Raw genomic sequence first — 16914 nt, forward strand, 5'->3', positions numbered from 1 at the left:
AGTGAAAAAAATAATGCAAGAAATGGGGCTAGAAGTGCCTGTTTTAAACGAAGACTAAACCTAATTTAGACACAAAAAAACCTCAATTAATTGAGGTTTTTTTGTGTCTAAATTACAACTTAGTCGTTATTCCATATAGTTTTCTGGTAAATCAATTTGTGCAACACCTGACTCTACAGCAGCTATTGCAACCGCTTTTGCAATGCGTGGTAATAAACGAGGATCCATTGGTTTTGGAATAATATACTTATCACCAAACTCCAGCTTATCAACACCCGCAGCCGTCAGTACTTCAGCAGGTACAGGCTCTTTGGCAATACTTCTAATCGCTTCTACAGCTGCAATTTTCATTTCATCATTTATTGCACTGGCGCGTACATCAAGAGCACCGCGGAATATAAACGGAAAACACAGTACATTATTAACTTGGTTAGGGTAATCTGATCGACCCGTTGCCATAATTAGATCGTTTCGAGCAGAATGAGCCAGTGCAGGATCAATTTCTGGATCTGGGTTTGAACAAGCAAACACAACTGGTTTTTCTGCCATTAGTTTTAAATCATCGGCAGCTAATAAATTAGGCCCCGATACACCAACAAATACATCTGCATCTTCAATAACATCTTGCAACGTGCGCTTGTCTGTATTGTTAGCAAAAAGTTTTTTGTATTCATTTAAGTCATCACGACGAGTATGAATAACACCTTTACGGTCAAGCATATAAATGTGCTCGCGCAAAGCACCACACTTAATTAACAGCTCCATACAAGCAACCGCAGCAGCACCAGCACCCAAACACACAATAGTCGCATTTTCGATAGACTTGCCTTGCACCTCAAGCGCGTTCAACATACCCGCAGCAGTTACAATGGCAGTACCGTGCTGATCATCATGAAATATCGGGATACTGCAGCGCTCAATCAATGCTTTTTCTATTTCAAAACACTCTGGCGCCTTAATATCTTCAAGGTTAATTCCGCCAAACGTGTCGGCAATATTAGCAACTGTATTAATAAAGTCTTCAGTAGTGCGGTGTTTCACTTCGATATCAATAGAATCAAGGCCAGCAAATCGCTTAAACAGTAACGCCTTACCTTCCATTACAGGTTTTGAAGCAAGTGGGCCTAAATTACCTAAGCCTAAAATTGCAGTACCATTAGTGATAACCGCAACCATATTCCCTTTGCCTGTGTATTTATAAGCGTTTGCAGGGTCTGCAGCGATTTCACGTACGGGTTCTGCAACTCCTGGGCTATATGCTAATGCGAGATCTTTTACCGTTTCAGCAGGCTTTGTTAGTTCAATGCTAATTTTTCCTGGAACGGGGTGCGAATGATAGTGTAGTGCTTGTTCACGAAAGTCTGACATAACGCGATTGTATCCTGCAATTAAAGTAAAAGTGAGAGGTGAAGTTTAGGCTACGATACCCTTATTATTTTTAAATTCCAAGCAATATCAGGTCTATCCTGTTATATGCTAGTTCGATTAATTTTAAGAGGTTTTTCAATAACTTTTGTAAATTATATCGACACTTTATAAATAAAAATTCATCCAATAACGGATTCTAAAGGCACAATTGTTCTTTCATTATTTTTTATAAAATATCTTAATAAAGTCCTATAAAAATAAGCAAAAATAGGCTTATCCACATACTTTAAAAACATATAACTTCACGTTAGCTGCATTTAACCACTTAGTTAAAAAATGAACTAATTAAAAATATAGAGAATAATTTGCGGTTTGTCTGTAAAGGTTTATGCATATTCAGAATAAGAACAGGAAATAGTTATGCATAGCAGGGGAATATGAAAATCGAGCATCAAGCTAAATAATTTGTTATTTAGTTGTCCTATATTAAAAAACATTGACGCCGTTCGTGTAAAACTTAATTTTTTAAATCGAAACGTTATTACTATTAAATTGGTATAACTAAATTAAAAGCATAAAAAAAGCACCCTAAGGTGCTTAATTTAACGAGACAGCAAAAATTACTTCTTGCTACCAAGTGCACCGAAACGCTTGTTGAAACGATCAACACGTCCGCCAGTGTCTAAAACTTTTTGCTTACCAGTGTAAAAAGGGTGACACGCTGAACATACGTCAAGGTGAATGTCTTTACATAGAGTAGAGCTTGTTTCGAATTTATTGCCGCATGAACAAGTTGCAGAAATTACTTCGTACTTAGGGTGAATACCTTCTTTCATAGAAACCTCTAGTTAAGGCCGCATCGCTCTCCAAACCCGAAGTCTGGCACCATACGTCGTTAAAACAAATTTGTTGGTCGCGGATTTTATCCAACTACCATCAAACACACAAGCTATTATTAACTGTTTTGCTAAAAAAGTAGGCAGACACTTAAGCAAGCAATATTTGCTAGTAGGTTTTTAACGTTATTTTTAGTACATTACATCATTAATTTTATGAGTTGAGTTGCTATGTGTTTTGCTGAAGTCGCTATAAAAGTCCCCTTACCGCGCACCTTTGATTATAAAGTAGATAAGCAACTCGATGGCATGGCATCACCACTTAAACCAGGTATGCGTGTGTTGGTGCCTTTTGGTAACCAAAAAAAAGTCGCCGTTGTTTTAGCTATTAAAAGCAAGACCGACGTCCCCGAAAACAAAATAAAATCCATCATCGAAATCATTGATGACGCGCCTATTTTATCATCTGAACACATTGCGCTTTTGAGTTTTACATCTCGCTATTACTGTTACCCACTCGGCGAAACAATTCATATAGCGCTACCTAGTGCGCTGCGCCAAGGTGAGTCACCGGATAAAACCAGTATCAATATGGTTATGCTGACAGAAAAAGGATCAAAACTTCCGTCACTCAAAGCAAAAACTCAACTTAACTTATTAAAGCAACTTGCACAGTCAGGTAAATCATCATTAACCGAGCTTAAAGCACTCGGCTTTAGTAAAAAGACTATCGATAGCCTTATTGCAAAAGCGCTTGTTACACAAACCATAGAACATGATAATCAGTGGCAAAGTACTGCACCAACAGTGGGTAGTAAGCCTACACTGAATAAAGAGCAAGCCGTAGCTTGCACTGCAATTAATCAAAGTAAAGGCTTTAACACGTTTTTATTAGAAGGGGTTACTGGTAGTGGTAAAACCGAAGTCTATCTTCAATGTCTTGAAGAAGTATTAAAGCGAGGTGAACAAGCCTTAGTACTTGTCCCCGAAATAGGCCTTACCCCTCAAACGGTAAACCGCTTTCGTCGCCGCTTTCCAGATACACCCATCATGTTATGGCATTCTGCACTTACCGATAACGAACGCCTACAAACATGGCGCTTTTGCGAAAAAGGGAGTTGCGCTATTGTAATAGGTACGCGCTCAAGTATTTTTTTACCCTTTTTAAAGCTCGGTATGATTGTAGTTGACGAGGAACATGACTCATCATTTAAACAACAAGATACCCTTCGTTACCATGCTCGAGATTTAGCAGCTTATCGTGCATTCCAGCATAAAATCCCACTTATACTCGGCAGTGCTACTCCAGCGCTCGAAACCTTGCATAAAGCCATTAATAATAAGTACCAACTATTAAGCTTGACTGAGCGCGCTCAAACCTCAACCGATAACCAATTTAAATTACTCGACATGAAAGGCCAGCCCGATCAGGCGGGTATTGCTCACGCAAGCCTTGCTACTATGCGCCAACATTTGAATCGTGGTAAACAGGTTATGGTATTTTTAAATCGTCGTGGTTTTTCACCTACACTTATTTGCCATGAATGTGGTTGGTTAAGTGAATGTAACCGTTGCAGTACTAGTGCCACGTTCCATAAAGCGATTGGTCAAATGATTTGCCACCATTGTGGCGACCAACATCAAGTACCTCATCAATGCCCTGATTGCGGGAGCACGCAAATATTCCCTAATGGCAAAGGTACTGAACAAATAGAAGAGTTTTTAACAAACGAGTTTCCTGATACGCCAGTAACCCGTATTGATCGCGATTCAACTCGTCGTAAAGGCAGTTTAGAAAAAGCCCTCGACGAAATTAATTTAGGTGGAGCGCGCATATTAGTTGGTACGCAAATGCTTGCAAAAGGTCATCACTTTGCTGATGTAAGCCTTGTCATAATTTTAGACGTAGACAGCGGCCTATATTCCTGCGACTTCAGAGCAACGGAACATTTAGCGCAGTTAGTGACTCAAGTAGCAGGACGTGCTGGCCGCTCAGGAGAGCCTGGCCAGGTGTTATTACAAACACATTTTCCCGAACATCCACTTTTACAAGATTTGGTCAATAATGGTTACCAAGATTTTGCACGCTTTGCGTTAAGCGAGCGTGATGACGCCGACTTACCTCCCATCACAAATATGGCTATAGTCCGCGCACAAGGGCTCAGTATTAAACTAGTCGTCGACTTTTTGACAGATTTGGTTCCAGTTAATGGGGTATCTGGTATACAATTGCTCGGTCCGATCCCTGCCCCATTAGAGAGAATTGCGGGTATGTATCGGTTTCAATTGCACATTCAAGCGCAAGATCGCCGCATATTACATCAGTATCTTGCGCAAATGGTTGATTATTTAAGCACCAGTAAACTTGCACAAAAAGTTCGCTGGAGTTTAGATGTAGACCCTATAGATATGATTTAGGTTAAGGCCAAAATAACGCTATGGCACAGCACGATTACATTAATAAAAAACCAAAAAATAGAAAAAACACCAAAAAAGAACCTGCTAAAAAGCCATTCCCTTATCTTTTGGTAATTGTTGCAGCTTTGCTTGTGGGCGGTTTTGCCTATGGATTATGGTTTATTAAAAATAATGCCGACCCCGAGCTTGTTGAAAAACAAACTAACCCAGCCGAAAAAGAAAAAATAGAAGTGGTCGTTCCTCGTGCGCCTGAATTTATAAAAGAAATCAGAAACCATGAAGTGCAAGTAGAAGTAAAAGAAATTGAACAAAAAGGTCCTTATGTTATGCAATGCGGCTCGTTCAGGACTCATGAACAGGCTGAATCGTTAAAAGCTAAAATAGCCTTTGCTGGTCTTATATCTGAAATAAGAGAAACCAAAGGCGAAACAGGTATTTGGTATAAAGTACGTTTAGGGCCTTACAAAACGAAGCGCCAAGCAGAAAGTGATAAAAATAAACTCAAGCGTGTCAAAGTCGTCGGCTGCGGAATTTGGGGCTGGACTTGAAAATAAACCATTCACCCATATAACCTCATCATAATCGTTTTTAACGAGTTGCCCCTGCAACTCGATGATGAGGAATAACATGACCACTATTGTAAGTGTACGCCGCGACAACAAAGTTGTAATTGGTGGCGACGGCCAAGTTTCATTGGGTAATACCGTAATGAAGGGTAACGCCCGTAAAGTTCGACGCCTTTATAATGGCAAAGTAATCGCAGGTTTTGCCGGCGGTACTGCTGATGCCTTCACCCTGTTCGAACGTTTTGAAAGCAAACTAGAAATGCATCAAGGTAATCTCACCAAAGCTGCTGTTGAAATGGCGAAAGATTGGCGTAGTGACCGTGCACTCAGAAAGTTAGAAGCCCTGTTAGCTGTAGCCGATGAAACTGCCTCTTTAATTATCACCGGTAACGGCGACGTCGTTCAGCCAGAAAATGACTTAATTGCCATTGGTAGTGGTGGTAACTTTGCCCAATCGGCCGCAACCGCGTTATTAGAAAACACCGATTTAAGCGCTCGTGAAATAGTAGAAAAAAGCCTAACTATTGCAGGTGATATCTGCGTATTTACTAACAACTTCCAAACTATTGAAGAATTATAATAGGAACCGCTATGTCTGCTATGACCCCAAGAGAAATTGTTCACGAGTTAGATCAACATATTATTGGCCAAGCTAACGCAAAAAAAGCCGTTGCTATTGCACTTCGTAATCGCTGGCGCCGTATGCAATTAAACGATGATTTACGTGCAGAAGTAACGCCAAAAAATATTTTAATGATTGGTCCTACAGGTGTTGGTAAAACGGAAATTGCGCGCCGCTTAGCCAAACTTGCTAATGCCCCTTTTATTAAAGTAGAAGCAACCAAGTTCACCGAAGTGGGTTATGTTGGTAAGGAAGTTGAAACCATCATTCGCGACTTAGTTGAAGTGTCTATTAAAATGACACGTGAACAACAAACTAAAAAGTTTAAACACCGCGCAGAAGAAGCGGCCGAAGATCGTATTTTAGATGCACTTTTACCACCTGTTAAAGATCAATACGGTGAAACTCAGCGTGATGAAAACTCATCAACACGCCAAACATTCCGTAAAAAGCTTCGCGAAGGTCAACTAGACGATAAAGAAATTGAAATCGATTTAGCACAAGTACAACCAAACGTAGAAATTATGGCGCCTCCTGGTATGGAAGAAATGACCAACCAGCTACAGGGCATGTTTCAAAACATGGGTGGCGATAAGCGCACTAAGCGCAAGCTCAAAATTAAGGAAGCCTTTAAGTTACTAACCGAAGAAGAAGCGGGCAAATTAGTAAACCCAGAAGAGCTAAAAGAGCAGGCTATATTTGCTGTAGAGCAAAATGGTATTGTGTTTATCGATGAAATAGACAAAATTTGTAAGCGCGGAGATTCATCGGGTCCAGATGTTAGTCGAGAAGGTGTACAGCGCGATTTACTTCCGCTTATTGAAGGTTCAACAGTAAATACTAAGCACGGTATGGTTAAAACTGACCACATGCTATTTATTGCCTCTGGTGCATTCCAAATGGCTAAACCATCAGACATGATCCCTGAACTACAAGGTCGTTTACCTATTCGCGTTGAGCTTGAAGCTCTTACTGCAAACGACTTCAAACGTATACTTACAGAGCCTCATGCATCACTCACAGAGCAACAGCGCGAGCTACTTAAAACTGAGCAAGTTGATGTTCAGTACAGTGATGACGCTATTGAGCGTATTGCAAAAGCGGCATGGCAAGTTAACGAGAAAACCGAAAATATTGGTGCTCGTCGTCTTCATACCGTGATGGAAAAGCTAATGGAAGAGATTTCATACGATGCGTCTGAGCAAGCTGGGTCGTCGGTAGTTATTGATGCGGCTTATGTTGAAAAACATTTAGGTGCACTAGTTGAAGATGAAGATTTAAGCCGCTTTATTCTTTAATTGGTACTATAAGTAGTTATACTAAAAGCCTCCATATTGGGGGCTTTTTTAATGGGATACAAAACATGAAACACGTAACAAAAGTGCATTATCATAGCGTGAGCAAAAATTTAGATGTTTACTTTGACGATGATAGTAAAGCCGTATTTAGTTGTGAATTTTTACGTGTTCACTCTCCATCAGCAGAAGTACAAGGCCATGGCTCTGGCCCTATGAAGCTGGTTTTAAACAAGCAATCAGTCGGGATAAAAAAAATAGTCCCGGTTGGGCATTACGCATTGCGCCTAGATTTTGACGATGGCCATAATAGCGGGTTATTTAGCTGGAACTATTTTGCTAAGCTGCAAGAACAGCAGACTCAGTTATGGAATGAGTATTTAGAACGTGTGAGCGAAAACACAAAAAACAAAGACAGTGTGCCAATAAAGTTTATTCCTTAAACTTTATTGGCTCTTTAATAAATTTAGACTTTAAATTTATCTATCGCAGCATATAGTACGCGACCTTGCTCAGATACCTCTTCACTGGTTTGCGCGTTACGCGATGCATGCTCTGATGCATCTTGTGCAATATCTCTAATACGTACCACGTTTTTATTAACCTCTGATGCAACTTGGCTTTGCTCATCAATAGCAACGGCAATTTGTGTACTCATTTCCATAATGGTTTGTACATCTTCAGTAATAGCACCCAACAACTCGCCCGCTTTAATTGCCTGGGATGCACTTTCATCACCTTGTGAGCGACATTGGTGCATAATGCTTACAACTTCCTGAGTACGTTGCTGTAGGGTATTAATAATCCCTTCTATTTCACTAGTAGACTCTTGCGTACGCTGGGCTAATGAGCGCACTTCATCAGCAACCACCGCAAAGCCGCGACCTTGCTCGCCAGCACGAGCAGCTTCAATTGCAGCATTAAGCGCAAGTAAGTTAGTTTGTTCAGCAATACCACGAATAACATCAAGCACCGAGCCAATCGTTTCACCGTCTTTTTCTAGTTGAGACACCACATCAGATGCACTGCCTAAAGATCCAGACAATTCTCTGATATGGTTAACGGTTGATTCAACTTCGCTACGGCCTTGTTGAGCACTCAAGTTTGTAGACTCCGCTTTTTTAGCAGCCGCTTCAGTGTTGTGCGAAATATCCTGAATAGTCGCTTGCATTTCTGTTGCTGCGGTAGCAACCATGTCAGCTTCGTGTAATTGCTCTTGCATACCTGAGCTTGTGGCTGCTGTGCTCTCAGATAAATGATCTGTTGCTACATTGAGAGTATTTAGTGCGCCATTAACCTCATAAATCAGGTTTTTAAAGTCACCTATTAAACTGTTAAAGTCAGTCGTCATGATAGTGATTTCATCTTTACCTGTTTGCTCTATCATTACACTTAAGTCGTTATTACGTCTTATATCATTTATGCTGTGATAAACGCGTTCAATAGGCACAATGATTGAATGGCTAGTAAAGTAAACAAGTAATAAAACAATAACGCCTGCAATAACGAAAATAGTAATTGCCAAAAACTGTGCCTCACTTACGCTGTTTTTGACATGAGTTACTGTTTCCTCAACAATTTGGCCAACCACAGTGTCACTTTTTGATACGCTTTCTCGCATTTTACCAAGAGCTCCTGACTCTAAGTTTACCCCTAATTCAACTTGGGCTTTTACCAGCGCCTGAAAAGAATTCTGATAAGTAGCAATTAAGCTATTGAGCTGTGATTTGGTGTTTGAGTCTATTGTTGAACGAGAAAGGCTTTGTTCAAGCTTAGTAATTGTGTCATCAAAACGGGGGAGATACTTGGTATCTAAACGCAGCATAAAATCTTTTTCAGCACGTCTTAATTGCAGCATAAGCACGAGCAACTCATCGCTTTGCTGCTCGTTAAGTAAGGTTTCTACTTTATGCACTGCACTTCTTAGTTCACCATAAAGAGCATCTTTGGGATTTAAGCCTATTTTTCTTTGAAGAGAGACTACGTTATTAAAATCGCTATTATATTTAGCAACTAAGCTTTTTAATTGCGCTGCTTTTTGAGTATCAATATTTAAACTAGACATTAAAGCCTGTAATTCAGCTAACTTTGTATCCAGGACTGCATACTCTTTTTCGAACGACTCTAAAGAGCTCTCTGTTTTGTAAAACAAAAAGTTTTTTTCATGCTTTCTTAACTCTAATTGCTGAATATTCAGCTCTTTCGCTAGCTGTATAGTCTGATTTAATTTAAGATTTTCCTTTCCCTCAAAAATAGTTACACATAATAGAATAACCATTGCTAAACCAACTACCAAAGCATTAAGTTGCAATCGCCTCTTAATCGTTAAATTTTCTAAAAAACTCATTTCAAACACCTTTGGTTAATATGCAACCTTATTATAGACTAATGTCTTAATCTGCTTTTATTTTTTTTAGCTTTTTGCAAACTGGTCATACCTGAAGAATATATGGCATTACAAATTAACACTGCCCCATAAACCTCTGTGTAGTAATTGAGTTTTATGCCACTGTTTTTGTAATAACCAATCTACAAGTGGTTCAGGGTCGCTAGGGTAATTAATTTGCCTGTTTTGAGGTGCATTATTCCAGTCATCTAATGCTTGTGGATTTAAGTAATTCATTACATGAGCCATTCCCATAGTGAGTAATGTTTGTGCATTTTCACTTTGTTCAAACTGGCCATCTAACGGCTTTAGTAATAACTTTTTACCCAACTTTAATGCCTCACTGGCAAGTTCAAACCCGGCATTACCAATCACGCCGCTTGTATTGGCTAAATCATTTAAAAAGTCAGATCTTGAAGGCGAACGTAAATGTATATTACCCAGCGATCTATTTTGCGCATCGGGGTGATAACAATAAAACTCTTTTTCGGGAAAGTCCTTTAGGTAGTCAATAATGCTAGCAAGGTTTTCAAAGGGCAAGTACACCAATACTTTGTTAATAATCGCAACAGGATTACTATGTTCATGATGTGCAATAAATGGTGGAATAATGTTTTCAGCAAATGGCTGCCAATGAACCCCCAAATACGTATCAGCAGGTGCATAATATTTTATTAACGACTTACGTAAAATACCTCGGCTAAACATAGGAACACTGTTAGATAAAAAAGCCGCCTGGTGACTAATACCAACCACAGGAACACCCGCTCGTTTAGCTGCCCATGCAGTAATTGGCTCGAAGTCATTAAGCACAAAGTCATACTGCTTTACATCGAACGATTTAATGTCTTTCACTAACTTACAAACACGCGCATTTTTAACGGTTTGAAGGCTTTTTACTTGCCCGTTTTTAGTATTAAACGACAGCCCTCTAAAGCTTTTATAGTTCGCAAAGTCGTGCATATCAAAGTAATCTTTATTTGCACGTCCTGAAAAAACATAATCAACGTCAATATTTAGTTTTTTAAAGCAGCTAGCCATAACACGGGCCCGTGTTATATGGCCATTCCCAGTGCCTTGAATACCGTATAATATTTTCATGCTGGCACCACTAGTGCCAATGCAAATAACCCACATGAACTACCTATGAGTGCACCAATAATAATATCAGCAGGATAATGGACCCCCAATACCACTCTCGATATTGCCACACCACCAGCCCAGCCTAAAAATAGCCATACATACTGAGGGAAAAAGTGACACAAAATAATAGCAACTAAAAAAGCGGCAGCACTGTGACCTGACGGTAAGCTAAATTTGTCACTCGGTACTATATAGGCATTGGTTACTAAACAATCGCATGGCCTTATTCGTGCAAAATACTTTTTAGCTAAAAAGTAAATGGGCCGCTCAATAATAAAGCCAAGCATTATTGCGATTGGTAATAGCTGGTGCAGCTCGTTTTTACTAAGCCACCACACACCTGCACATATAACTAAATACAATCCGCCGTCACCACTTTTAGATAATCCAAACGCCATTTTTTTTAGCCACTTAGGTGAGTTACAGTTAAACAAAGTTAAAAATAATCGCTCGTCAAACTGAGCTACTTTTTTAAGTATATTATTATTTCCCATTGCTTATTCCTCATCGCATAATATATGAACACTGATTTAGCTTAGGTGTTGTAAATAACAATTGAGTGACGCTTTTAAGACACTATTGTTGCCATTCTTGATTTACTCCTTGTTTTGCTTAAATTTACTACGATTAAGTCGTTGTTATTGGTTATAAGGCAGGTATACTGAGTTATAAATTAATGTACCTTTTGAGGATAAAATAATGGATTACAGCACTTCTGATTTATGTGACCACTTTGCTGACGTGGTTGACGTGCTAGAACCAATGTTCATCAACTTTGGTGGTCGACACAGTTTTGGTGGCCGCATTAAAACGGTTAAATGTTTTGAAAATAATGAACTGATCCGCGAAATACTATCTCAAGACGGTACAGAACAAGTGCTATTAATTGACGGTGGTGGCTCTACTCGCCGTGCACTTATTGATATTGAACTTGCTGAACTAGCTTTTGAAAACAATTGGAATGGCATTGTTGTGTACGGAGCTGTCCGCCATGTAGATGAGCTAGAAGAGCTTGATGTAGGTATTCAAGCCATAGCATCAATCCCTGTGGCTGCCGACAGCGAAGGCGCTGGCGAAAATGGCATTGGTGTTAACTTTGCTGGTGTGTCGTTTTTCGATGACGACTTCATCTATGCCGATAGCACGGGTATTGTGTTATCTGCTGAGGAACTTGAGTTGGAAGTTGTAGAAGTATAACGTGACCGCTCAGTTAAAAATATATGATGAAAGCGCGGTTAAAGCCTTGTGCTCTACCCGCGCAAACGAAAAAAAAGCATGGCAAGCCATGTCTTTGCTCGACACTCACGTAGATGTTCAACAAGCCCTTGTTGATGCCGCTGAGTTTGGTATGCGCTATGTACTTTTAGGCATATGTGAAGACATTGGCCCTAAAGCAAATTTAGGCAATGGTGGAGCAAGTGAAGCCTGGCCTGCTTTTTTATCTAAGTTTTTAAACCAACCTCATAATCAATTTATTGCCACTCAAAAAGTGTTGTTACTTGGCGAAGTCCACGTTGATGACCTAATGGCGCAAAGTAACCAATTAAACAACAAAAGCCCTGAACAACTTCAGCAATTACGTTTGCTATGCCAACAGTTAGATGAGCGCGTAGAAAGTGTATTAAATCTAATATTTAAAGCGGGTCTTGAACCAATTGTGATTGGTGGCGGGCATAATAACTGCTTAGGGATTATTCGTGCATTTAGTGGTTCACAGCATACACCAGTTAATGCAATAAACTTTGACCCTCATGCTGACTTTAGAGAATGCGAAGGACGCCACAGTGGTAATGGGTTTCGATATGCTTATAACGAGAAGCTACTCAATAATTACCATGTTATTGGCCTACATGAACAGAAAAATAACCAAGCAATTATTGATGCCATGACGCAGGCAAACTTCACGTTTGATAGCTACCAGTCACTCAAAGTAAAACGCGACATAACGCTTACTCAGTCTATTGATAAGGCTATTAACGGTTTTGATTCATTACCCCTAGGTATTGAAGTAGATCTAGACAGTATTACATTTATGCCTGTAAGTGCCTATACATGCTGTGGGTTTAGTGTCAGCGACACTGAACATTTTATATATAAAGCAGCAAGTAACCGAAACGCTAAATACTTACACCTATGTGAGGCATCACCGAGCCAACACCCAAACGGACCTGAAATAGGTGCCACACATGTAGGACAAGTGATCAGTGCATTGGTAAATAGCTACTTACTGGCAAAAGAAAGTGAGTGCTCATTCAAATAAATTTGATCGTGCTGTGAGGCTATAAATTAATAAATAATGTAAACTTAGCAGCATTACTCTCCTGTATTACAACCTTGAAACGTCAGTAAGGTAGCGCAAAACGAAGCCTTTTGCGCTCACTCTAATTAACCTTGTGCTTGTTGCCACTCTTTTAACCAGCTCATTAAGCCTATGCTACTAAGCGGATGCCCAAAGTAATAACCTTGGGCAGCATAGGCATTTAAACTTTTAACAAATTTAAGTTGCTCAAGGGTTTCCACCCCTTCAAAAATGACTTTTGTTTTTTGCTGATTATGCATTTCAACCATACCGCCAACTAAACTGCGGATATTATTTTGGTTGCTAAAATCAGCCGTTAATGACGGCGCTACTTTTATATATTCCACTGCTAAGCTAGGTAACTTAGAAAGCAGGACAGGGTTATCACCTAAGCCATCAACACAAAGCTTTAAGCCAATATTGTTCAGCCTTGCGATCATCGCTCTGCCTTTATCATCGAGCCCCGTAAATATATGTAATGGACACTCAACAATTAAATCCCCTATTTGTAAGTTGTGCTCTGTTATTACATTATCAACAAACTCAACAAACTCTTCATTAAGCATTTCTGGGCCAAATACGTTAATGCTTAGCGGTATAGCTATGCCTTCTATTCTAAGTGCCATAGCAAGTTCTGCAGCCCGCTCTATAACAAACTTAGCAAGTGGGTAACCAAGCCCTGCAATTCTAATATCATCAATAAAACGATTAGCAGATAAAATCCCTTGTTTAGGATGCTGCCAACGCAATAACAATTCCAAAAACTCAATTTGACCATTTTTATTACAAATAACCGGTTGAAAATACAACTCAAGCTCGCTTGCGAAGTCAATGTTAGCAAGTTCTTTTAAACGCGCTTGCTGTTCTAATTGCTCAATCATCATTTGCTGGTGATAAGGCACCACTTTTTGAGTAGGCTGGCTATCAAGGGCTAAGTAGGCATAGGAAATTAAATCGTCAAAGTTAGTATCTTGCTCATTACAGGCAACATAGCTTGCTCTCGCTTTCACTTCAACCGTGCAATTGGCGACATTAAAAGGCTTAAGTGTTGCACCGAGTATAGTATCAATAATTTGTTCGTGTAAATGCTTGTGATTGGCTAAGCTGCAAATAAACGCAAAATTTAATCCACCTAAATGGGCAAGCTTTTCATTACCCACTAAAGTAATCACTTCTTCGCTTTCTAATTGTTCTTGTATTCTATTTGCTGATTGCGCTAATAAAATATCGCCAAAGCCACGTCCTATATGCTGATTAACTTGCTCAAAGCCTTCAAGTCGAATAATAATAAGCACGGCTTCAACTTGAGTATCATCACACCACACATAGTAACCTTGACGTAACTCTTTTTTACTAGCAAATACTGAAAGGGGTGACTCTTCTACAAAGGCGTCGTCGACCTGTTTTGGCGCCATACTAACTTTGGGCTCGTCACTTTCATCATTTAGTAACCCAACTACAGCGCACAGTAATATGGCTAGTACCACCCAAAATAACGGCACATCCAATAACAAATGTGCTGAAAACAACACCACAAATAACAGTCCGGCGGCAGAGCTGGTAATAATCATACTCCAATTATTACGTTCGAATGATTGCCATAAGTGAAAACAAAAACCAAAGGCCAATAAAATAGCTAACCATGCTTCACCGCTACTTAAAATAGCTAAACCTACAACACCTGTGCATAAATAACTAAATTTAATGTTGGTATTTTTAACCGAAAATAAAGTGGTGATCATCGCCATTAAAAGCGCACCACTAAAAAAAATCGGAAAATTACTGTCGGTTAATATATTCAAGTTAACGGCACTCGTATTCGTAAAAAAACTTTAACAACAACATGTTAAATATGAACAAAAATAATACAAACTAATTAAGTTTACCCAAAATCCATAAATTTGACAGTTTATTTACGCCGAATTGGTAACTTAATTGCGATGGGTGGCTTATTTGCCAATGTGCAATGTCGGCTCTGGCTCCCACTTTTAACACTCCTCTATCATTTAATCCCAGAGCTTTAGCTGCGTTACTGGTAACACCTGCCAGTGCTTGCTCTGGTGTTAATCTAAAGAGTGTACATGCCATATTCATCATTAATTGCACCGAACACAGCGGTGAAGTACCTGGATTAAAGTCGCTCGCAATCGCAATTGGCACCTTATATTGATTAAGTAGCTCTATGGGGGGCTGTTTAGTTTCTCTTAAAAAATAAAATGCCCCCGGTAACAGCACAGCCACAGTGCCGGCCTTTGCCATGGCTTCTACACCTTGCTCATCAAGGTACTCTATATGATCTGCCGATAATCCATTAAATTCGGCCACCAGCGCAGCACCATGCTGATTAGATAACTGCTCTGCATGGCATTTTACTGGCAAATTATGTTTAGTCGCCGCCGCAAATACGCGCTTAGTTTGCTCATAACTAAACCCTACATTTTCGCAAAACACATCAACGGCGTCGGCAAGATCACCTGCAACGACTTGCTCAAGCATCTCGTTGCACACCAAGTCAATATATTCATCTGCACGGCCTTTGTATTCCTTAGGTAATGCATGAGCGCCTAAAAATGTTGTTTTTATATCAATAGGGTGATGCTCACCCAGTAGTCTTGCCACTTCTAATAGTTTAATTTCGTTTTCGGTATCAAGCCCATAACCCGACTTAATTTCAACTGTTGTTACGCCTTCTTTTAACAGTGTATTGAGCCTGTCTTTGGCATCAACAAATAGTTGCTCTCTATCTGCAGCTCTGGTTGCTTTTACTGTACTTGCAATGCCTCCGCCTTGCGCTGCAATTTGTTCATAGCTTACGCCTTGTAATCGCTGCTCAAATTCTTGCGCACGAGAACCAGCAAATACCAAATGTGTATGGCAATCTATTAAACCAGGTGTTAGCCATTGCCCTTTTATGCTCAAAGTTGGCGTTGCAAAAGCGTCAAATGGCGGTAACGATGCTTGTTCACCTAACCATACAATTATTCCGTTTTTAATGGCTAACGCTGCATTTTTGATGATCCCATAAGGTGTATCTCTAGTAGGATCCATTGTGGCAATATTTGCATCGATTAAAAGTAAATCGATATTTTCTAAGTTATTATTTTGTTGAGTGTTTTGCATATTGCAGTCCATACATACCCTGACATGATTGAAATATAGTCTAACAACACATCTTGTATATACAAGAGGATTGTGTCATCTTATTTAATATAAATTACTCCTAATGCAGCTACCCAGTTAATGACAACACCTAAATTTGCGCAAATAAAACAATTTATTGTTGATAAAATTCGCAGCGGTTTGTGGCAAGAAAACCAACGCGTTCCCTCTGAAAACGAGCTAAGCACACAATTTAGCGTTAGCAGAATGACTGCTCGCCGCGCACTTAGCGAATTAACAGAATCTGGAATACTTACGCGTAGCCAAGGCCTTGGAACATTTGTTGCTTCGTTTAAGTCGCAGTCTTCATTACTTGAAATTAAAAATATTGCCGATGAAGTTAAAGAACGTAACGGCAACTACACCTGTAGCGTGCTTATACTTGAATCAATAAACGCGGTGGCCCCTATTGCTATCGCACTAGGAGTAGAAGTAGATAGCGTCGTGTACCGAAGCGTACTGGTTCATAACGAAAACGACAGCCCGTTACAGCTTGAAGAACGCTTTGTAAACCCTGCGCTTGCTAGCGGCTATTTACAACAAGATTTTAGTGCAACGACTCCTCATGAGTATCTTTCAAGTGTTGCACCTCTCACCCAAGCTAGACACACAGTAGAAGCCATTATGCCCAACAACGAAATGTGCCAATGGTTAAACCTATATAACGAAGAGCCTTGCCTGCAAGTTATTCGCAGAACATGGTCAGTTAACGGTATTGTAAGTTTTGCACGACTTGTATCGCCTGGTAGCAAATACCGCTTGGGCGGACACTTAACGTTTAAAAAATAAGATAAACAAAATTGCGCATCATGCGCTTTTTTT

At 39.8% G+C, this 16914-nt stretch carries 15 protein-coding genes; 8 read left to right on the forward strand and 7 right to left on the reverse strand.

Going from position 1 to position 16914, the window contains the following annotated elements; all coding sequences use genetic code 11:
• Nucleotides 1–126: 126 nt before the first annotated feature.
• Both CWB65_RS15190 and rpmE read right to left on the reverse strand, forming a co-directional pair.
• On the reverse strand, nucleotides 127–1368 hold the full coding sequence (locus CWB65_RS15190) for a malic enzyme-like NAD(P)-binding protein (RefSeq protein ID WP_006793093.1): 1242 nt from the start codon (nucleotides 1366–1368) through the stop codon (nucleotides 127–129).
• Between the two features lie 620 nt (nucleotides 1369–1988).
• Nucleotides 1989–2204 carry a 50S ribosomal protein L31 gene (rpmE, locus tag CWB65_RS15195; RefSeq protein WP_006793092.1) on the reverse strand — a complete coding sequence of 72 codons (216 nt, stop codon included), beginning with the start codon at nucleotides 2202–2204 and terminating at the stop codon, nucleotides 1989–1991.
• Nucleotides 2205–2435: 231 nt separating this feature from the next.
• On the opposite strand from rpmE, the gene priA reads away from it, so the two are divergent.
• The 5 genes from priA to CWB65_RS15220 all read left to right on the forward strand — a co-directional run bounded on the left by priA (nucleotide 2436) and on the right by CWB65_RS15220 (nucleotide 7548).
• Nucleotides 2436–4622, forward strand: a complete 2187-nt coding sequence (gene priA / locus CWB65_RS15200) for a primosomal protein N' (protein ID WP_138740918.1) — start codon at nucleotides 2436–2438, stop codon at nucleotides 4620–4622.
• Between the two features lie 20 nt (nucleotides 4623–4642).
• A complete protein-coding gene (locus CWB65_RS15205) occupies nucleotides 4643–5170 on the forward strand; it encodes an SPOR domain-containing protein (RefSeq protein ID WP_006793090.1) in 528 nt (175 codons plus the stop codon).
• Between the two features lie 79 nt (nucleotides 5171–5249).
• Nucleotides 5250–5768 (forward strand): ATP-dependent protease subunit HslV, encoded by a 519-nt coding sequence (hslV, locus tag CWB65_RS15210; RefSeq protein ID WP_006793089.1) that lies wholly within the window; start codon nucleotides 5250–5252, stop codon nucleotides 5766–5768.
• An 11-nt stretch (nucleotides 5769–5779) separates the two neighbouring features.
• Complete coding sequence (gene hslU / locus CWB65_RS15215; RefSeq protein WP_006793088.1) at nucleotides 5780–7108, forward strand: ATP-dependent protease ATPase subunit HslU; 1329 nt, start codon at nucleotides 5780–5782, stop codon at nucleotides 7106–7108.
• Nucleotides 7109–7173: 65 nt separating this feature from the next.
• Nucleotides 7174–7548, forward strand: a complete 375-nt coding sequence (locus CWB65_RS15220; protein ID WP_008128222.1) for a gamma-butyrobetaine hydroxylase family protein — start codon at nucleotides 7174–7176, stop codon at nucleotides 7546–7548.
• A 23-nt stretch (nucleotides 7549–7571) separates the two neighbouring features.
• On the opposite strand, the gene CWB65_RS15225 is transcribed toward CWB65_RS15220, so the two are convergent.
• The 3 genes from CWB65_RS15225 to CWB65_RS15235 form a co-directional block, all read right to left on the reverse strand.
• Nucleotides 7572–9452, reverse strand: coding sequence for a methyl-accepting chemotaxis protein (locus CWB65_RS15225; RefSeq protein ID WP_008128220.1), 1881 nt, complete (start codon nucleotides 9450–9452; stop codon nucleotides 7572–7574).
• A 108-nt stretch (nucleotides 9453–9560) separates the two neighbouring features.
• Complete coding sequence (locus CWB65_RS15230; protein ID WP_008128218.1) at nucleotides 9561–10592, reverse strand: MJ1255/VC2487 family glycosyltransferase; 1032 nt, start codon at nucleotides 10590–10592, stop codon at nucleotides 9561–9563.
• Complete coding sequence (locus tag CWB65_RS15235; protein WP_006793084.1) at nucleotides 10589–11128, reverse strand: phosphatase PAP2 family protein; 540 nt, start codon at nucleotides 11126–11128, stop codon at nucleotides 10589–10591. Before CWB65_RS15235 ends, CWB65_RS15230 begins: the two co-directional genes overlap by 4 nt.
• A gap of 205 nt (nucleotides 11129–11333) precedes the next feature.
• On the opposite strand from CWB65_RS15235, the gene rraA reads away from it, so the two are divergent.
• Both rraA and CWB65_RS15245 read left to right on the forward strand, forming a co-directional pair.
• Complete coding sequence (gene rraA / locus CWB65_RS15240) at nucleotides 11334–11831, forward strand: ribonuclease E activity regulator RraA (protein ID WP_006793083.1); 498 nt, start codon at nucleotides 11334–11336, stop codon at nucleotides 11829–11831.
• Between the two features lies 1 nt (nucleotide 11832).
• Entirely contained in the window at nucleotides 11833–12894 is a 1062-nt protein-coding gene (locus tag CWB65_RS15245) for a formimidoylglutamase (protein ID WP_008128215.1), read from the forward strand.
• A gap of 125 nt (nucleotides 12895–13019) precedes the next feature.
• Here CWB65_RS15245 and CWB65_RS15250 read toward each other — a convergent pair whose 3' ends face one another.
• Nucleotides 13020–14681 (reverse strand): EAL domain-containing protein, encoded by a 1662-nt coding sequence (locus tag CWB65_RS15250; protein WP_008128213.1) that lies wholly within the window; start codon nucleotides 14679–14681, stop codon nucleotides 13020–13022.
• Between the two features lie 124 nt (nucleotides 14682–14805).
• Nucleotides 14806–16053, reverse strand: coding sequence for an imidazolonepropionase (gene hutI / locus CWB65_RS15255; protein ID WP_008128210.1), 1248 nt, complete (start codon nucleotides 16051–16053; stop codon nucleotides 14806–14808).
• A gap of 120 nt (nucleotides 16054–16173) precedes the next feature.
• On the opposite strand from hutI, the gene hutC reads away from it, so the two are divergent.
• Nucleotides 16174–16881, forward strand: a complete 708-nt coding sequence (gene hutC / locus CWB65_RS15260) for a histidine utilization transcriptional repressor HutC (RefSeq protein WP_006793079.1) — start codon at nucleotides 16174–16176, stop codon at nucleotides 16879–16881.
• Nucleotides 16882–16914: the final 33 nt, after the last annotated feature.

Source organism: Pseudoalteromonas sp. S554 (assembly GCF_005930865.1).
In the GTDB taxonomy this organism is placed as follows: Bacteria; Pseudomonadota; Gammaproteobacteria; order Enterobacterales; family Alteromonadaceae; genus Pseudoalteromonas; species Pseudoalteromonas marina.

Excerpts from the sequence above, each read along its gene's own strand:
- CWB65_RS15220 (WP_008128222.1), top strand. The coding sequence starts at position 7,174 with ATGAAACACGTAACAAAAGTGCATTATCATAGCGTGAGCAAAAATTTA.
- rpmE (WP_006793092.1), bottom strand. The coding sequence starts at position 2,204 with ATGAAAGAAGGTATTCACCCTAAGTACGAAGTAATTTCTGCAACTTGT.
- CWB65_RS15205 (WP_006793090.1), top strand. The coding sequence starts at position 4,643 with ATGGCACAGCACGATTACATTAATAAAAAACCAAAAAATAGAAAAAAC.
- CWB65_RS15225 (WP_008128220.1), bottom strand. The coding sequence starts at position 9,452 with ATGAGTTTTTTAGAAAATTTAACGATTAAGAGGCGATTGCAACTTAAT.
- hslU (WP_006793088.1), top strand. The coding sequence starts at position 5,780 with ATGTCTGCTATGACCCCAAGAGAAATTGTTCACGAGTTAGATCAACAT.
- CWB65_RS15250 (WP_008128213.1), bottom strand. The coding sequence starts at position 14,681 with ATGGCGATGATCACCACTTTATTTTCGGTTAAAAATACCAACATTAAA.
- CWB65_RS15230 (WP_008128218.1), bottom strand. The coding sequence starts at position 10,592 with ATGAAAATATTATACGGTATTCAAGGCACTGGGAATGGCCATATAACA.
- hutI (WP_008128210.1), bottom strand. The coding sequence starts at position 16,053 with ATGCAAAACACTCAACAAAATAATAACTTAGAAAATATCGATTTACTT.
- priA (WP_138740918.1), top strand. The coding sequence starts at position 2,436 with ATGTGTTTTGCTGAAGTCGCTATAAAAGTCCCCTTACCGCGCACCTTT.
- CWB65_RS15235 (WP_006793084.1), bottom strand. The coding sequence starts at position 11,128 with ATGGGAAATAATAATATACTTAAAAAAGTAGCTCAGTTTGACGAGCGA.
- CWB65_RS15190 (WP_006793093.1), bottom strand. The coding sequence starts at position 1,368 with ATGTCAGACTTTCGTGAACAAGCACTACACTATCATTCGCACCCCGTT.
- hslV (WP_006793089.1), top strand. The coding sequence starts at position 5,250 with ATGACCACTATTGTAAGTGTACGCCGCGACAACAAAGTTGTAATTGGT.
- rraA (WP_006793083.1), top strand. The coding sequence starts at position 11,334 with ATGGATTACAGCACTTCTGATTTATGTGACCACTTTGCTGACGTGGTT.
- hutC (WP_006793079.1), top strand. The coding sequence starts at position 16,174 with ATGACAACACCTAAATTTGCGCAAATAAAACAATTTATTGTTGATAAA.